The sequence below is a fragment of the Bacillus sp. GS3m_15504 genome (genome assembly GCF_055825275.1).
This window is the reverse complement of record NZ_JBVVNL010000002.1, coordinates 213,933-229,918: the sequence shown is the minus strand read 5'-3', so window position 1 is coordinate 229,918 and position 15,986 is coordinate 213,933. Positions and strand designations below refer to the sequence as shown.

Genomic DNA, 15,986 nt, shown 5'->3' with positions numbered 1-15,986 from the left:
AAGGTACAATTCAAAACACATTCTTATAATCAATATAAATATATTCTTTCCACTATAAATTCTTTTCCTGTTGAAAAGACCCTATTTTTCTATCTAATTTATCTAAGGTATATGATACCAAATATCGGGAGAATCTCTTTGCAAACAATTGTATTTCACCATGAATAAAGAATGACTTTTTTGTTTTGGGGAAGAATATGATTTTTAACTTGATAGCCGTGGGGTCACGATATCAAAAAAAGAAAATTGTACGTTTAAACACATTTCGGACACAAAATAACAGATTCCCTGTACGTTAAGGAATCTGTTATTATTTTTGAAAGAAATTTGTAAATAAGATTAGCTAATAAAATCCCTTCCATAAAATAGTATAATTTGAAGAAACACAAAGTATTTTTACTTCTTTGTTTCTTCAAGTTTTCGTTTATTAATAGCTCGATAAAGAGAGTCCAGTGATATTCCGGTTTTTTCTATGATTTCTTTGATGGAATATTGGTCACTATCATATATACGTAGTGCAATTAAAAGTTTTTCTTTTTCTAGGTTTGGTCTCCCTATTCTATTTCCCGTTTTTTACTCTCTTCTAATCCTTCTTTTCCTCGTGCAGCTTCAATCATTCTGAATTACCCCCCACGATTGAAGCTGAATATTCAATTCCATTTACAATTGCTTGTGTTCGATATTGTACTACAACCTCTAAACCCTTTGAACGAAACTTTTTTACAATTTTATCTAATTTCATTTTTAAATCCTTACGACTCCCGGATCTAACTATTTCAATTTCTATAGTTTTCACAGTAACACCTCCTAAACAAAACGGTAAAAAATTATTGCGTTCACTATCACTTTATTTTTCTTTACAATACATTTAACTTATTAAGATTTAAAAATCATACAACAAAAGAGTGAAACGGTTTAGGATACTCTTTTCACCTATCTCTTAACTTGATACCATTTTATAATTGAGTTCTTCACCAAAACATTTGTGATAATCCCTTTAACCGATGAATGTTGCAAGTAAGAACGGCCCATTCAATATTTTCTATTCAAATATGATAGAATGAAGATATATCCAAAACGGAGGGAAAACAAATGAACTCAAACACAAAACAGTTTATTTATGATATCCAGCAAAGAAAGAACAATTATATAGAAAATGTATTAATAGCAATACAACATCCTCAAAAAGAGCAATCTGAACAAGTCATTCAAAATATAGTAGAGAAGATGGATATGATGATTAGTTTAGTTACTACTTACATGGCTATTGAATCCGAATCTACAAAAGAATTAAAAGAGCTTCAGGAAGAACTTATTCATGCTCAAGCATATATTCAAAAACGGAAATTTGAAGAAACACAGAGATAAAACCCTGTGTTTTTATTTTGGGGACTATGAAATTAATTTTTTATAAATTTGATTATTGCTTTGGCATAATCCATAAATTGCATATAGTTCAAGTTCAGGTTATCAAGAAATAACTTCACAATTTTCTAGCCTTATGAAAAGAAATTCACTACTAATGGCATATGCTGCATACGAAGCTAAACAGTTAAATGCACCAGAAACTGCTGTAACCTATTTTATAGAAAAAGTTAGGACTAAAGGTCCTTGGGATTATAAATGGCAATATGCTGGTAAATATATTTATCAAGGCCGAAATTGTACAGGTGAAGATTTAGGAAATATGCATTATGGCTACGTAGGGAGAGCTGGCGGATTTACTCCGGACTTATTAAAAACTGCAGCAGGCCTATATCAAATAAAATCAGGAACTTATAAACTTGAGTGGATTTCTACCTATTTTGACGACCCTAATGATCAAGCTTGGATTAATTATGGAATTCAATTATGGGATAACAAATCACTACCAACTAGTTTTACAATAACAAACTCTCAACCTAAATTTAATCAGGATGTGTTATACCAGGAAGCAGTAAAAAAACTAACCACAAGTGAAAAAACTACAATTAAAGAGGATATAAAACGAATATATGAAGATAGTAAAGAAAATAAATAATATTTCAATCTCTTTTTTTTTTAAAATGAAAGGAGATTAAAGATGAAACAAGAACAAATTGATAAAGAAATAAAAAAAACAAAGAAGAAAGTATTATTGGTATTGCTTGCTATACCAATAATTATAATTGTATTTATCTATTGGAAGTTTTTTAGTTTGCAAGGCATACCACATGGGGAATTAATTAGAACGGTTAAATCGCCAGATGAAAAATACATTATTAAAACGTATATTCATGATGGAGGATCCTTAAGTAGAGATGCTGTTAGAGGAGAATTAATTGACCTTAGAAACAATTCCACTAAAAATATATATTGGAATTATCCCGATAAAGATCCAACCATTGAATGGTTAGATAAGAATAGGGTTAAAATTGGGGATCAAACTTTAGATATTTCAAAGCAAGAGACATATGATTGGCGTAATCATAAATAGTATATGCAAGCAATACGCAATAAAACATTTACATACTTATAATATACAATGTTACATATTGCATATGGACAATAGAGAAAAATAGTTGAAACAGATTAAATCTGTTTCAACTATTTTTTGATGTGGTGACCCCTTATTAAGATTATCAATGATAACCTTTCCTTTTATTGAATTTTTGGTTTCCAAAAAGTATCAGTAGTTTAATAGAGCTTTTAGTATAGAATTTTCGTGTTAATGAAACAAAAAAGTCAATTTCTTTTACTTTAAAAGAAATTGACTTTTTTATTGGAATTTGCTTAGCGTACGAAATTCGCGTTTTGTTGGTGCTACCCCTAAACGGAATGGAAGCTAAACCAAGTAAAATTTATTTCAGTACAGACTGGATTAAAAATGTAGCAAATCTGAGAGATCAGCTTACAGAACAAGAATTAAATAAAGTATACAAATTATATGAACAGTTTCACGCTTTACAAAGTTTATTAGAAAAACATAAATCTTATACAAATGACGAAGAACTAAAAACACAACTTAAAATATTAACTGAAGAGGTTTTTGCTAATTTTATACCTCTCGGAGTACTTAAAAAGCATTATGTTTCCTCGGCAAATGAAATAGTAAATATTGATTTATATGTTATTTTGAAAAAAATATACAGTTTAACATTTTCCTCATCAAAAAGGGTAACAAAGAAAAATAAAACAACTGGACTTTATGAGACAACATTAGACGGAAATCTTTTCTTCACAGGAGATAATGAGAATCTATTTGAAGGAAACGGAACTCTTTATAATACTAATAAAGAAGTAAAATGCTCAGGGGAATTTAAAGAGAAAAAATTCTTTAGGGGCCAAATTTATGGATATTATTCTCCGGGATATGAGTTTTACTACGTTAAGTATTCAAAAGAACTAGCACCTGATGAATTGGAACATGTTAAAGTATATCAACCAAATAACGATGGAAAGAATGAATATTTTATGATGGTCATTATAAAAACAATAAAATTTATGATGGTATTACAACCTTATTTAATATAAATCATAACATTATATATCAAGGTAGAACAAAAAATCATTTCAGGGAAGGTGAAGGAACCTCATATAACCATAAAGGAGAAATAGAATATAAAGGTATTTGGAAAGAAGATTATATCCACAAAGGATATGAGTATTTAAATAACAACATTATATTTGAAGGCGAATTTAAAATAGTCAATGATCGTAGCTCTTTTACTGGTAAGAAAGCAAAACCTTGGAGTGGAATAACAACAAACTATGATATTTCATACAAAGTTAAAGATTTTACAGGAGAAATATATAACGGGGAACCAATTAAAGGAAACGGTAAAATTCTTCATCTTGATTACGAAGGAAGAGATTTAAAAGCGCATGAACATGATGAAAAGATTGCATTGGAACAAGCTGAGTATGAAGATGAAAATCCAGTAGAAATTAATGTGCTAGATATTGAGCAGCAGTTAGAAAATGATGCAAAAGAAGAGAATGATCGTGATCGTCAAAATTACAAAATATTTAATGAGTATATTAAAGCTGAATGGATAGATAAGAAAGCAATTGTGAGAGAAATAAACGAGAGGAATATAAAAATCTATGATGCAAGAGGATAAAAACACATCTTGGTATTTTCAAGGCATGAAGACTTCATTGAAGAAATGAAAAGTATAAATGAATTTGTTGCTGTATTAAAACAAGCTTTTCAATGAACGTGTTTATCTTTGTAATAAAAATTAATATTAGTATAATATGATTTCAAAATGCATGTAATGCTTTCTGCTTATTATTAAAGTAGGAGGTGTTAATATGACTGTAAGCATATTTTTTGTTAAACTTATTTCTGCAATTGTAGCGTGTACATGCGTAGTACCTGCTATTAATGGTATCTTTAGTAAAATTGAAGATTATGTAGGATAAAGCATCCATAGCGGGTGCTTTTTTGTTATATACATTAGCATTATATTATTTTTATTTCATTGTATATCAAAAGGTACACCTTTGGAAGCAGATATATTTCTATAAAAATCAATGTGTCAAAGATTCGGAATAACCTTTTGATGGACTTTAAAAATATATAGGCCTTAGATAAGAATGGGTACATCTTATACAAGATTAAATGGGTTTATTTCGGGAAATCTATAAAATTTCAATTTAGAGATTCTTTTCGAAATAGTTTAGAGTTTTATACCATTGTACAAGAAAGAAAAAATTTTGATGAGTTTAAACTTAGCTAAATTTAGCCTGATGGGCATGTATAGTGAGGTCAAGTTATCGGGATATTTTCATTTCTACAATAAAATTATAAAATTCTGATTTAATTTTATAAAGCAGCAAAATATTACATTTTAAGGAAAATAATACTATGATAAAAAGTGAAGGAAATTAATCATAAAAAAAGGAGGGAGTATAATGAAATATTTAAAAAAGAAAGCAGTTCCTGCGTTACTTGCTGGGGGAATGTTATTTAGTAGCGGAGCAATGATTACTAACACTGCTTCAGCTTCTACATATGACTCTAGTCAAGAGTTAGTAGATTCAATGAAAGGATATGAATTATCACCTGTTGATATAGCAATAGCTGAAGCAGTTGGGGCATTACCATTGGATAATAACCAACAATCTCATTCTTTAGTTCAAGAATCTCAAAAAGTTGCAAAAGTTAAAGTTAGTCTTGCAAAAGTTAAAGCAGGTGTGAAAAAAGCATGGAACAAAGTTCCTAATGTTATAAAAAAAAATGTTAAACTTGAAACTGTTTTAAAAGCGTTAGATAAATACTACGGAAATTCAAAAACTGTTGAAGAATTAGTATATAAATCCCTAAAATCAGTTGTACCAGGTGTCGTTCCTGATTTTGTAGTTAAGGGTGCTGCGAAAATTATTATGTCTTTCATTTCGATTGAAAAGTAATAAAAAATACCAACTCTTTATATTAAAAAATATTAAAGACATTGAAAGGGGAAAATTCACATGTTAAGTAAAAAAGTTGCTTCTTTTGGTCTAGCGACTATAGTTCTTTTGAGTGGAACAGCTAATGTAGCATCTGCAATGGAGCAAAGTTCAACTCTTGATTACCCTATTTCTTCTGTTGAATCTACAAAAAAAGCGGATAAATTTTTAGATAAATTGATAGATTTTAAAGACAAAGAAAAAGAAGCAAAAAATTATGGAAAGAACCTTCCTAATCATAGAGATAAAATTGTAGTAACACCAAAAGCAAAAGAAGCTTTTAATAACTATGAGCAAAATGGAACAAGGATTAATCAAGCTTTAAGAGAAGGGAAAGTAGATGGATATCCTAAAGAGTATGTAAAAGTAGCAAAAGAATACGCTGCAGAGATGGATAAAGTATTTAAACAGAACGCTGCCAGTGTACCAGATACAATTATGGTATATAGATATACTGATGAACAACAGTTTGGAATTGCATCGGGGACATTTTTTCCAAAAGATCCAAAAAACCCAAAAGAAACAATAGTTAATAAAGAATCAATTGAAAAGTTCAAGAAGAAATATGAAGGAAAAACTGTTAAAGACAAAGGTTTTACAAGTACGTCTCTAGCTATTCTTGATAAATATCTAGGAGAAAAGGCAAAAACAATTCGTATGGATATTGAAGTTCCAAAAGGAACACATGCTGTATATATGGGAAATGAATATGCAGAATTAATATTACCAAGAAATGCTTCATTAAAAATTAAAAAGGTTTCAGGAATTGTTGAAAAAGGAAAACTGATTGTAAAAGTTGATGCAAGTGTGATAAATAAATAGTTTAATAAATCCTCACTTTTATAATTATATAAAGGAATTACACTTCCGAAAGAACAATAGTAAAAAATACCGAGTATATCCTACTCGGTATTTTGGTGGTTGGAAGGTGGAATAGTAACAGTTTTGTTTTTTATAACAAGAATTGAATTCATAATTTTATGAAAGAATATAAAAGTATAAAATTTTATTTAGAAATTTTTGTCCCAACTAATATCTAAAAGCGAAAGTTTATATTTTCTTGTCTAAATAGTTTGGAGTTGTTGCTTTAAAATAAAGTTTGATCAAATTAATACTAATAACCTTGATAAACGTTCATAGAAAAGAGCGTGTTTTGAAAAAAGTTTGATCAAAACACGCTCTTAATATTTTCAATTGACTCATTCTTTTATAAAAAAGTTTGATCATTTCCTATCTATATTGCTCCACAATCGCGACTATAAGAAACTATGGATCTAAGCACGTCTCGCCAGATGGCTTTATTTGGGGCAGGATTGTCCGCGCTGTAGACGACGATCAGATATTTCAGTCAGAGACCCTATACGATGGGCCAATGGACATTCCGCCAGGACAGAGTCGGACTATCGGCGTAAATAAGCGACTTACAGTACATTACTTCGGCGAGGAGAGCGAAGGGCATCTTAACCAAATGTTGGTCTTTCAGTACGACCTGACGCAACACTATGTTGTCTCCGGGAACGCTGAAGAGTTGAGATATTTTGGCCCGTACAGCAAAAAGGTACCATTTGACGATATCGCTGGGTTCCAAACATTCCCTACGCTCTATAACACTACCGAGGGCCACAAAATCGAGGTAGTATATACGGTAAATCTCGTCGCCAGTAATTAAAAGACATCCGGCGCCCGGGATTAAATGGCCCGTTTGTGGAATACTGTTTTTCGATAAATAAACCCTTTGGACACAACATAATCCAAAGGGTTAAAACGGTGCAACTTTATTTTAAACGGTACGACTTTATTTCAAATCAACAGGAGTTTCATGTTTTTGTACAACAATAATTGTAGAAAGACATAAAAGTCTAAACTAAAATCTCATGAGCAATCGCTGATAAATAGCCATTATCATAAATTTTGTAGGCACTTTCATGTCTCAATAACGGGACATGAAAGTCTAAACTTTTTGAACATAGGACAAGAAACTCTAAACTACTTATCCAGTAAAGTTCGAGGACTTTTTTTGCAATGTACTAAAGATTAGAACGCGAACTTAAAGAAGTTATTTCAGAAGAAGATAAGAACACATCTTGGCTATATTCATGACATGAAGACTTCATTGAAGAAATGAAAAGTATAAATGAATTAGTTTCTGTATTAAAACAAGCTCTTTAATTTTTGTTTATCTTTGTAACAAAGATAAACAAAAATTAACATTAATATAATATAATATGATTTTAAAATTTATGTGATGTTTCCTGCTTATTATTAGAGCAGGGGGTGTTAATATGACTGTAAGCTTGTTTTTTGTTAAACTTATTTCTGCAATTGTAGCATCTGCATGCGTAGTACCTGCTATTAATCGTATCTTTAGTAAAATAGAAGAATATGTAGGCTAAAGCATCCGTAGCGGTGCTTTTTTGTTATATTGGGTAATATCATATAGGAGTAGAAGTCATGCATATGATAAAAAAGAACAATTTCGGTAGGAATTCCCGATTGTTTCTTGTAATGTGTCCTATATTTGCAACAGAACAGGTTAAAATTAAGATGGTTCAGTTGGAGAAAGGAACCTTATTGTATCTTTTTAGTGATTTTATTCATATAATTATATTATATGAATAAAGTAATTATAGAAGGGTAAGTGAATACTATAATTAATTTTGAACCATTTAATCCAACAATAAATGACCTAGCGATCAAACTTGCTATGGTACTGTTTATACCGTTATTCTTAGCATTGCTTGTCAAAGTCATACTTATGAAATTTATGAGAGAATCGATTGCTGGCAGACTAGCATCTCTATCTTGTCTATTTTTTATGTACTATGTATTTAAATATGTTACAGAGTAGAAAGGCATCTTAGGATGTCTTTTCTTTATAAATAAAAGTAATGTTGCTATGTTCTAAATTTTGTTTAGTTCCTGTTTTACAGGATCTTTTTTATATAACTATAGGAGCATAATACCATTCTATTTTCATAAAATTAGCGTTTGTCACCCGTATAATCAGTTTTATTTTACAATTATTAAATCAATTTTTTTTGATTTAATAATTGTAAAATCATAAACATCGGCATATAATAAAAGCATCAAAAAAAATTGATTTAAGGAGTAGAAACATGGAAGAACTAACATTGTATAATCAATTAACTAACCAATCATTTGAAACGTACGAAAAGAAGTTCAAGGCATTGGCAGATCATAGAAGGCTACACATCTTGTATGAATTGTGCCAACGTGGAGAAACTTGTGTATGTGATTTAACAGGTATTCTTGGTTTACCACAATCAAAGCTTTCATATCATTTAAAACTTTTACTTGATGCAAATCTTATTACAAAAGAAACAAAAGGAACATGGAGTTACTATAATATTAATAAAGAAGAAGTAGATGCACTATTATCTGAGCAATTATGCTGTATATTTCGTCCTATGTCATAAATTTGGTTGGGACGAGATAGCATTTTAATATATATTAAATCAATTTTTTTTGATTAATAAAACTTTTTGATAAGTGATTAAACTTGAACAATCATTCTGTTCTTTAAATCAATTTTTATTGATTTAAAGAATCCAATTAAAAAACTATACTTACAAATTTAGATAAAATAAGGAGGATTTTTTCATGAAACCTATTCAACTTTCATTCAAAGTAAAAGAGTGTTGTGGAACAGAAAATCAAACATTACAAAACAATACTAATATGCAGAGATTAAAACAGTTACCAATAGCCATTATTGGGGGCGGACCTGTAGGGGTGGCAGCGGCAGCACACTTAGCAAAGCATGGTGAATCATTTATCTTATTAGAGGCTGGAGAAAAAATAGGATCAAACATTCTTACATGGGGCCATGTGCGGTTATTTTCACCTTGGCAATATAACATAGATAAAGCAGCTCTGGCTCTTCTTGAACAGCATGGTTGGGAATCACCAGACATAAATGTATTGCCAACAGGAAAAGAAATTGTAGAACAATACTTACAGCCACTTGCGAACCTTCCAAAAATCAAACCATTTATACACTTGAATACCAAGGTACAATCAATAGGTAGGAAAGATACAGATAAAATGAAAACAGCGAATCGTGAAAAAATGCCATTCATGATCTATGCAGAAAAAGAAGGTGTACTTCAAGTTTATGAAGCTAGAGCAGTGATAGATGCTTCAGGTACGTGGGGAAATCCAAATCCGGCAAATTCTAATGGTATTTGGTTAAAAGAAGAGCAATCCCTTAACAAGCATATTTTTTATGGTATTCCAGATATATTGGGAAACGAACAAAAGCGATATGCCGATAAGCATGTAGCTGTTATTGGAAGTGGTCATTCTGCAATTAATGCTTTGTTGGAATTGGCAAAGCTAAAGGAATCCTATCCAGAAACTAAGATTGTATGGATTATGAGAAAGCGACGTGTGGAAGAAGCGTACGGGGGAGAGGAAAAAGATGCACTTGAAGCACGTGGGACTTTAGGTAGCCGCATTCATCAATTGGTTGATGAGGGAAACGTAGAAGTAATGACACCATATAAAATTCAATACGTAGCTAGAACAAAAAACGGAATGAACATTGTAGGTCATCAAGAGGAACAAGAAATTAAAATTACTGATATCCATGAGATGATTGTAAATACAGGGAATCGCCCTAACTTATCTATGATAAGTGAAATACGTACTTCAATTGATACTGCTACCGAAAGTGTAGAGGCGTTAGCGCCACTAATTGATCCTAACCTTCATAGTTGTGGTACTGTTCGCCCCCATGGTGAAAAAGAGCTTCGACACCCAGAGAAAGATTTTTATATTGTAGGTTCAAAAAGTTATGGAAGAGCGCCTACATTCCTTATGACGACAGGCTATGAACAAGTTAGATCTATAGTTGCTTACCTTACTGGGGATTATGAGGCAGCTGAAAAAGTAGAACTTGATTTGCCAGAGACTGGTGTTTGTAGTGTGAATTTAAATTCTAATAAAGTTGATGATTCATGTTGTGGTACAGAATCCTGTTGTTAAGGAGAATAACTGTAAAGAGGCGTAATATAAATTACGCCTCCTTACAGAATAATTAAGTTTGAAAGGGGGAACTCAATAAAATGGTTATTAATCATGCGGGTAATTTAAAAAAAGACTATTTTGTATCCTATATAAGATTAATAATGAATGCCCACCAATGTAATGTTGAAAATGCAAAAGATTATGTTTTTTCAAAATATGTTTAGACTCGAAAAAAACAGTTTAGGAAAGAAAACTTATCAGAGTTTCCTTGAAGCTTATCAAGAATTGAAACAGCCTTATTAAATTAATAAATTTTATAAGACATTTATGAGATAAATAAGAAATATTAGGGGGAGATATGTATGGAGATTAGGAGAGCAGCCGAACAAGATGTAAAAGAAATTATGACTATTTATAATGAGGGTATCGAGGATCGTATTGCAACTTTAGAGACTGAAATAAAAACAGAAAAATATGTGATAGAATGGCTGTTTCAAAGAGAATATAGATATTCGGTAATTGTTATGGAAGAGAATTCACATGTTGTCGGTTGGGCCTCTATTAATCCATATAGCCATAGATATGCTTATCGGGGGGTAGGTGAACTATCTATTTACATAAAGAGAGAATATCGTGGAAAAGGTTTGGGACAGAAGTTGCTTTTAGCTTTAGAAAAGACCGCACAGCAAAATGAATTCTATAAATTTGTTTTATTTACCTTTTCTTTTAATAATCTAGGGCAAGGGCTATATCGTAAAATGGGTTATCGTGAAGTAGGAGTGTTTGAAAAGCAGGGAATAATGGACGGCGAGCATGTAGATGTGATGATCATGGAAAAAATGTTATCTGCAGAATAAATAAAGTTGTAGCTGAAATTTAAATGGTAAAGGTATTTACACATTTGAAGGGTATGTGAATACCTTTATAACGTAATTATTTACATATACCTCGAATCTTTAAGTATAGTTCCAATAAGGAAATCCTTATTGGAATTAGTAGGAGATTTATAAATTTTATCATCCTTTATATAGACATATAATTATTTACTTATGATATGATTTTAAGAAACACCTAAGAATTATCTATTAAAAAATGGGGGGATAGGATTGTTAGATCAATTGCTCATTGTAAGTATATATCTTTTAATAATTTACATGTGTTCATATGTTACGCTTGAATATCAGAAAAATAAAATTAGTAAGCGGCACTTTCTAATATGGCTAATATTTATTTTTTTAACAGGACCTATAGGATTTATCATGTATATCTTTTTGGGATAAGAAAAAGAGCACAAATTTTAAAAAAGGAAATAGAATGTAAAGATTCTGTAAAGGTGAGAGCTTTCAGTTGAACATATAAGCAAATAGCTATATACTTATTTTGAAAGTAAGAATAAGTTAATTTGAAGGAATAATACGTTTTATTTTTACACAACATATAAGCATATGCTTATGTAATTATAACGAGGTAGGTGTAGATATGGAAAAAACAGTTGTAGAAGTAACGAGAGCATCCCAATTATTGAAACTATTAGGAGATAAAACAAGATTAACAATTGTATCAATCCTTAAACAACGTGAATGCTGTGTTTGTGAACTTCTTGAAGTATTTGATATGAGTCAACCTTCTATCAGTCAGCATCTTCGAAAGTTAAAGGATTTAGGTTTAGTACAGGAAGAGCGTAGAGGTCAGTGGATTTATTACTCTTTAAATCAAGCAAGTGATTTATACACACTTTTAGAAGATATTTTAGCACATGTACCAGACCAAACAGAGAAAATTAAACAAATTGTGAAGAGCAATCCTACACTCCGGTGTGGTTGTTAATATATAGTTAGAAAGGGAAGTGAGAAGGATGAGCAACACGGGGAAAAAACGTCTGTCTTTCCTAGATCGATATCTAACCCTATGGATTTTTCTTGCGATGGCAGTAGGAATTGGAGTTGGATATCTATCGCCTGGATTCGTTGATGGAATGAATAGTTTACAGGTAGGAACAACGTCTATTCCACTTGCGATTGGCCTAATTTTAATGATGTACCCACCGCTTGCAAAAGTTCGTTATGAAGAGATGGGGCGCGTTTTTAAAGATGTAAAAGTACTAGTATTGTCACTGGTGCAAAACTGGATTATTGGTCCTGTTTTGATGTTTGCTTTGGCTGTTATATTCTTACCAGATAAGCCAGAATATATGGTGGGCTTAATCATGATAGGTTTAGCTCGTTGTATTGCGATGGTTATCGTATGGAATGACTTAGCGAAAGGTGATACAGAATATGCGGCAGGATTAGTGGCATTTAATTCTGTATTCCAAATGTTATTTTTCTCAGTATATGCTTATGTGTTTGTAACAGTTATTCCAGAATGGTTAGGAATTGAAGGTGCTGTTGTAGATATAACAATGGCTGAGGTTGCAAAATCAGTGTTTATATATTTAGGAATTCCATTTATCGCAGGAATGCTAACACGCTTGATCTTTGTAAAAACGAAAGGACGAGAATGGTATGAAAAAGTATTCATTCCAAAGATTAGTCCAGTTACTTTAATTGCTTTACTATTTACAATCATTGTGATGTTCTCTCTTAAAGGAGAAGTGATTGTTAGCGTACCATTTGATGTTGTACGTATTGCAATTCCATTACTCATTTATTTTGTAATCATGTTCTTTGTCTCTTTCTTTATGGGCAAAAAAATCGGTGCAAGTTATGGGGTATCAACAACATTAGCATTTACAGCTGGAAGTAATAACTTTGAATTAGCGATTGCGGTAGCTGTAGGTGTATTTGGAATTCAGTCAGGTGCAGCCTTTGCAGCAGTTATCGGGCCTTTAGTCGAAGTTCCAGTTATGATAGCACTTGTAAATGTAGCACTTTGGTTCCAGCGTAAATACTTTCAAACACAATAAAAATAAACATTCATAATAAAGGTGGAATCATCATGGAAAACAAGAAAACAATTTACTTTTTATGCACAGGTAACTCATGTCGTAGCCAAATGGCAGAAGCTTGGGGTAAAAAATATTTAGGTGACAAATGGAATGTACTTTCTGCTGGCATTGAGGCACACGGAGTAAATCCGAATGCAATTAAAGCAATGAAAGAAGTAGACATCGATATTACGGACCAAACATCTGATATCATTGACCGTGATATTTTAGACAAAGCAGATTTAGTTGTAACACTTTGTGGTCACGCAAATGATGTATGTCCGACAACACCACCACATGTAAAACGAGTTCACTGGGGATTTGATGATCCAGCGGGTCAAGAATGGTCTGTATTCCAAAGAGTTCGTGATGAAATTGGCGCACGCATTAAAAAGTATGCTGAAACAGGAGAATAATTGAAAACAAAATAGGCCGAGAATTCTTCTCGGCTTTTTTATAAAGAAGGGGAGAAATCAGAGATGAAAAAAATTGAAATTTTTGATCCTGCAATGTGTTGTTCTACTGGAGTTTGCGGTCCAAGTGTTGATCCAGAGTTAATTCGTATTTCAGTTGCTGTTAACAACTTGAAGAATAAAGGAATTGATGTGACTCGTTATAATTTGGCAAGTGAACCAGATGTATTTGCCAATAATGTTGTTATCAGTCAACTGTTAACAGATAAAGGACCAGACGTGTTGCCTGTAACTTTGGTAGATGGAAAAGTAGTAAAAGAAAAAAGTCACCTGACAAATGAAGAACTTACACAATTAACAGATATAACAGTAGAAGAGTTGAGTCAAAAGCCAGTCGTACGTTTAAAGTTAAACGTGAAAAAATAGAGAAAGAAGTGAAAGGCAATGACAAACTTATATAACCCAAACACAATAGCATTCACACCATTTTTGTTCTTTACTGGTAAAGGCGGAGTAGGAAAAACATCTACTGCATGTGCAACAGCTATTACGTTAGCTGATATGGGGAAACAAGTTTTATTAATAAGTACTGACCCAGCTTCTAATTTACAAGATGTGTTCGAAATAAAACTTACGAATAAACCAAAAGAAATACCAAGTGTTCCAAATCTACAAGTAGCAAACTTAGATCCTGAAACAGCAGCACATGAATATAAAGAACGTGTTGTTGGTCCATACCGTGGAAAGCTCCCTGATGCTGTTATTGCAACGATGGAAGAGCAATTATCTGGGGCTTGTACAGTAGAAATGGCCGCATTTGATGAATTCTCTACGTTACTTACAAATAAAGAATTAACATCGAAATTCGATCACATTATATTTGATACAGCGCCAACAGGTCATACGTTACGTCTTCTTCAACTTCCTACGGCTTGGAGTGGTTTTCTAGAAGAAAGTACGCATGGAGCTTCTTGTTTGGGACCTTTAGCAGGTCTTGGAGATAAAAAGGAGTTATATAATCAAACGGTTCAGGCACTATCCAATCCGAACCAAACAATGCTCTTGCTAGTCACACGACCAGATAGTTCTCCATTACAAGAAGCGGAACGTGCAGCTCATGAATTAAAAGAAATTGGTGTTAGTAATCAATTTCTACTTGTAAATGGTATCTTGAAAGACTACGTACAAAATGATGATGTCTCAAATGCGCTGTTTAAGAGACAATCAAGTGCGTTAGAAAATATGGCAGAAGAATTAAAGAATCTTCCTATGTATGAAGTTCCATTAGTACCGTTTAATGTTACTGGGATAGAGAATATGAGAAAACTGGTTCAACCAATGGAAAATCTCTCGATTTCGGCTGAAGAAACAAATACCGTTTCTATTCCTTCACTTCAGACGTTAATTACTAATCTTTCAGAATCAGGAAAACGAGTAATTTTTACAATGGGAAAAGGTGGTGTCGGAAAGACTACGGTAGCTTCAGCAATTGCAGTGGGTCTGGCGGAAAAAGGACACCATGTACACCTAACTACAACTGATCCCGCAGCACATATTGATTATGTCATGCATGGAGAACAAGGAAACATTACGATAAGTCGAATTGATCCAAAAGTAGAAGTTGAAAACTATCGTAAGGAAGTCATAGAGCAAGCAAAAGATACAGTTGATGAAGAAGGTTTAGCGTATCTTGAAGAAGACTTACGTTCTCCTTGTACGGAAGAGATTGCAGTCTTTCGTGCTTTGGCCGATATTGTTGAAAGAGCTAATGATGAAATTGTAGTAATCGATACAGCACCAACAGGTCATACATTATTATTACTAGATGCAGCACAAACGTATCATAAGGAAATTGCACGTTCTACGGGTGAAGTACCACAGTCTGTGAAGAACTTATTACCGCGTCTTCGTAATCCAGAGGAAACCAGTGTTGTCATCGTAACATTAGCGGAGGCTACGCCAGTACATGAAGCAAGCCGTCTACAAGAAGACTTAAAACGTGCAGGTATTAATCCAAAATGGTGGGTTATCAATCAAAGTTTTTACGTAACACATACAAGTGATTCCGTGTTAAGAGGAAGAGCGCAGTCTGAAATACAATGGATTCAAGCGGTTCAAAAGGAATCACAAAATAACTGTGTTATCATCCCTTGGCAATCGGATGATATTGTGGGATATGAGAAGCTTAAAGCTTTAGTGAAATAAAACATTTTTAATTAGTTACTATGAAGGGGAGAAATGAA

Annotated in this window: 17 protein-coding genes and 2 pseudogenes; 17 read left to right on the top strand and 2 right to left on the bottom strand. The window is 32.3% G+C overall.

Translation table 11 applies throughout. From position 1 onward, the window contains the following. Window positions 1-396 precede the first annotated feature (396 nt). Both AC0L0O_RS20595 and AC0L0O_RS20590 read right to left on the bottom strand, forming a co-directional pair. A pseudogene (locus tag AC0L0O_RS20595) lies at window positions 397-608 on the bottom strand (recombinase family protein); the annotation flags it as partial. A gap of 5 nt (window positions 609-613) precedes the next feature. Then, window positions 614-796 (bottom strand): hypothetical protein, encoded by a 183-nt coding sequence (locus AC0L0O_RS20590; RefSeq protein ID WP_473786008.1) that lies wholly within the window; start codon window positions 794-796, stop codon window positions 614-616. Window positions 797-1,092: 296 nt separating this feature from the next. Here AC0L0O_RS20590 and AC0L0O_RS20585 point away from each other — a divergent pair, with 296 nt between their 5' ends. From AC0L0O_RS20585 to arsA, 17 genes and pseudogenes are all read left to right on the top strand, one after another. Continuing rightward, window positions 1,093-1,368: a hypothetical protein gene (locus AC0L0O_RS20585; protein ID WP_001087724.1), complete on the top strand. Its 276-nt coding sequence runs from the start codon at window positions 1,093-1,095 to the stop codon at window positions 1,366-1,368. A 154-nt stretch (window positions 1,369-1,522) separates the two neighbouring features. Next, window positions 1,523-2,020 carry a polymorphic toxin type 44 domain-containing protein gene (locus AC0L0O_RS20580; RefSeq protein WP_473786007.1) on the top strand — a complete coding sequence of 166 codons (498 nt, stop codon included), beginning with the start codon at window positions 1,523-1,525 and terminating at the stop codon, window positions 2,018-2,020. 42 nt (window positions 2,021-2,062) lie between these two features. Continuing rightward, complete coding sequence (locus AC0L0O_RS20575) at window positions 2,063-2,455, top strand: DUF5412 family protein (protein ID WP_473786006.1); 393 nt, start codon at window positions 2,063-2,065, stop codon at window positions 2,453-2,455. A gap of 341 nt (window positions 2,456-2,796) precedes the next feature. Further along, window positions 2,797-3,492 (top strand): hypothetical protein, encoded by a 696-nt coding sequence (locus tag AC0L0O_RS20570; protein ID WP_473786005.1) that lies wholly within the window; start codon window positions 2,797-2,799, stop codon window positions 3,490-3,492. 374 nt (window positions 3,493-3,866) lie between these two features. Continuing rightward, a complete protein-coding gene (locus AC0L0O_RS20565; protein WP_473786004.1) occupies window positions 3,867-4,082 on the top strand; it encodes a hypothetical protein in 216 nt (71 codons plus the stop codon). Between the two features lie 796 nt (window positions 4,083-4,878). Further along, on the top strand, window positions 4,879-5,376 hold the full coding sequence (locus AC0L0O_RS20560) for a hypothetical protein (RefSeq protein ID WP_473786003.1): 498 nt from the start codon (window positions 4,879-4,881) through the stop codon (window positions 5,374-5,376). A gap of 60 nt (window positions 5,377-5,436) precedes the next feature. Then, complete coding sequence (locus tag AC0L0O_RS20555; RefSeq protein WP_473786002.1) at window positions 5,437-6,237, top strand: ADP-ribosyltransferase; 801 nt, start codon at window positions 5,437-5,439, stop codon at window positions 6,235-6,237. Between the two features lie 1,816 nt (window positions 6,238-8,053). After that, window positions 8,054-8,263 (top strand): hypothetical protein, encoded by a 210-nt coding sequence (locus AC0L0O_RS20550; RefSeq protein WP_080015052.1) that lies wholly within the window; start codon window positions 8,054-8,056, stop codon window positions 8,261-8,263. A gap of 268 nt (window positions 8,264-8,531) precedes the next feature. After that, window positions 8,532-8,852 (top strand): ArsR/SmtB family transcription factor, encoded by a 321-nt coding sequence (locus AC0L0O_RS20545; protein ID WP_000391989.1) that lies wholly within the window; start codon window positions 8,532-8,534, stop codon window positions 8,850-8,852. 184 nt (window positions 8,853-9,036) lie between these two features. Further along, on the top strand, window positions 9,037-10,422 hold the full coding sequence (locus tag AC0L0O_RS20540) for an FAD-dependent oxidoreductase (protein ID WP_473786001.1): 1,386 nt from the start codon (window positions 9,037-9,039) through the stop codon (window positions 10,420-10,422). Window positions 10,423-10,502: 80 nt separating this feature from the next. Next, window positions 10,503-10,707, top strand: a pseudogene (locus AC0L0O_RS20535) (hypothetical protein). Between the two features lie 59 nt (window positions 10,708-10,766). Beyond that, window positions 10,767-11,261: an arsinothricin resistance N-acetyltransferase ArsN1 family A gene (locus AC0L0O_RS20530; protein ID WP_326042279.1), complete on the top strand. Its 495-nt coding sequence runs from the start codon at window positions 10,767-10,769 to the stop codon at window positions 11,259-11,261. Between the two features lie 622 nt (window positions 11,262-11,883). Beyond that, the gene (locus AC0L0O_RS20525; protein ID WP_000416313.1) at window positions 11,884-12,231 is read left to right on the top strand and encodes an ArsR/SmtB family transcription factor; all 348 of its coding nucleotides are present in this window, start codon (window positions 11,884-11,886) and stop codon (window positions 12,229-12,231) included. 28 nt (window positions 12,232-12,259) lie between these two features. Then, window positions 12,260-13,309, top strand: coding sequence for an ACR3 family arsenite efflux transporter (gene arsB / locus AC0L0O_RS20520; protein WP_324656955.1), 1,050 nt, complete (start codon window positions 12,260-12,262; stop codon window positions 13,307-13,309). A 32-nt stretch (window positions 13,310-13,341) separates the two neighbouring features. Continuing rightward, on the top strand, window positions 13,342-13,746 hold the full coding sequence (arsC, locus tag AC0L0O_RS20515) for an arsenate reductase (thioredoxin) (protein ID WP_000428327.1): 405 nt from the start codon (window positions 13,342-13,344) through the stop codon (window positions 13,744-13,746). A 63-nt stretch (window positions 13,747-13,809) separates the two neighbouring features. After that, entirely contained in the window at window positions 13,810-14,169 is a 360-nt protein-coding gene (gene arsD, locus AC0L0O_RS20510) for an arsenite efflux transporter metallochaperone ArsD (protein WP_322471300.1), read from the top strand. Window positions 14,170-14,187: 18 nt separating this feature from the next. Next, entirely contained in the window at window positions 14,188-15,948 is a 1,761-nt protein-coding gene (gene arsA / locus AC0L0O_RS20505; RefSeq protein WP_473786000.1) for an arsenical pump-driving ATPase, read from the top strand. The last annotated feature ends 38 nt before the right edge of the window (window positions 15,949-15,986 follow it).

What these genes read in the sequence shown, in the direction of transcription:
- AC0L0O_RS20585 (WP_001087724.1), top strand. Translation starts at nt 1,093, where the DNA reads ATGAACTCAAACACAAAACAGTTTATTTATGATATCCAGCAAAGAAAG.
- AC0L0O_RS20580 (WP_473786007.1), top strand. Translation starts at nt 1,523, where the DNA reads ATGGCATATGCTGCATACGAAGCTAAACAGTTAAATGCACCAGAAACT.
- AC0L0O_RS20575 (WP_473786006.1), top strand. Translation starts at nt 2,063, where the DNA reads ATGAAACAAGAACAAATTGATAAAGAAATAAAAAAAACAAAGAAGAAA.
- AC0L0O_RS20570 (WP_473786005.1), top strand. Translation starts at nt 2,797, where the DNA reads ATGGAAGCTAAACCAAGTAAAATTTATTTCAGTACAGACTGGATTAAA.
- AC0L0O_RS20560 (WP_473786003.1), top strand. Translation starts at nt 4,879, where the DNA reads ATGAAATATTTAAAAAAGAAAGCAGTTCCTGCGTTACTTGCTGGGGGA.
- AC0L0O_RS20555 (WP_473786002.1), top strand. Translation starts at nt 5,437, where the DNA reads ATGTTAAGTAAAAAAGTTGCTTCTTTTGGTCTAGCGACTATAGTTCTT.
- AC0L0O_RS20545 (WP_000391989.1), top strand. Translation starts at nt 8,532, where the DNA reads ATGGAAGAACTAACATTGTATAATCAATTAACTAACCAATCATTTGAA.
- AC0L0O_RS20540 (WP_473786001.1), top strand. Translation starts at nt 9,037, where the DNA reads ATGAAACCTATTCAACTTTCATTCAAAGTAAAAGAGTGTTGTGGAACA.
- AC0L0O_RS20530 (WP_326042279.1), top strand. Translation starts at nt 10,767, where the DNA reads ATGGAGATTAGGAGAGCAGCCGAACAAGATGTAAAAGAAATTATGACT.
- AC0L0O_RS20525 (WP_000416313.1), top strand. Translation starts at nt 11,884, where the DNA reads ATGGAAAAAACAGTTGTAGAAGTAACGAGAGCATCCCAATTATTGAAA.
- arsB (WP_324656955.1), top strand. Translation starts at nt 12,260, where the DNA reads ATGAGCAACACGGGGAAAAAACGTCTGTCTTTCCTAGATCGATATCTA.
- arsC (WP_000428327.1), top strand. Translation starts at nt 13,342, where the DNA reads ATGGAAAACAAGAAAACAATTTACTTTTTATGCACAGGTAACTCATGT.
- arsD (WP_322471300.1), top strand. Translation starts at nt 13,810, where the DNA reads ATGAAAAAAATTGAAATTTTTGATCCTGCAATGTGTTGTTCTACTGGA.
- arsA (WP_473786000.1), top strand. Translation starts at nt 14,188, where the DNA reads ATGACAAACTTATATAACCCAAACACAATAGCATTCACACCATTTTTG.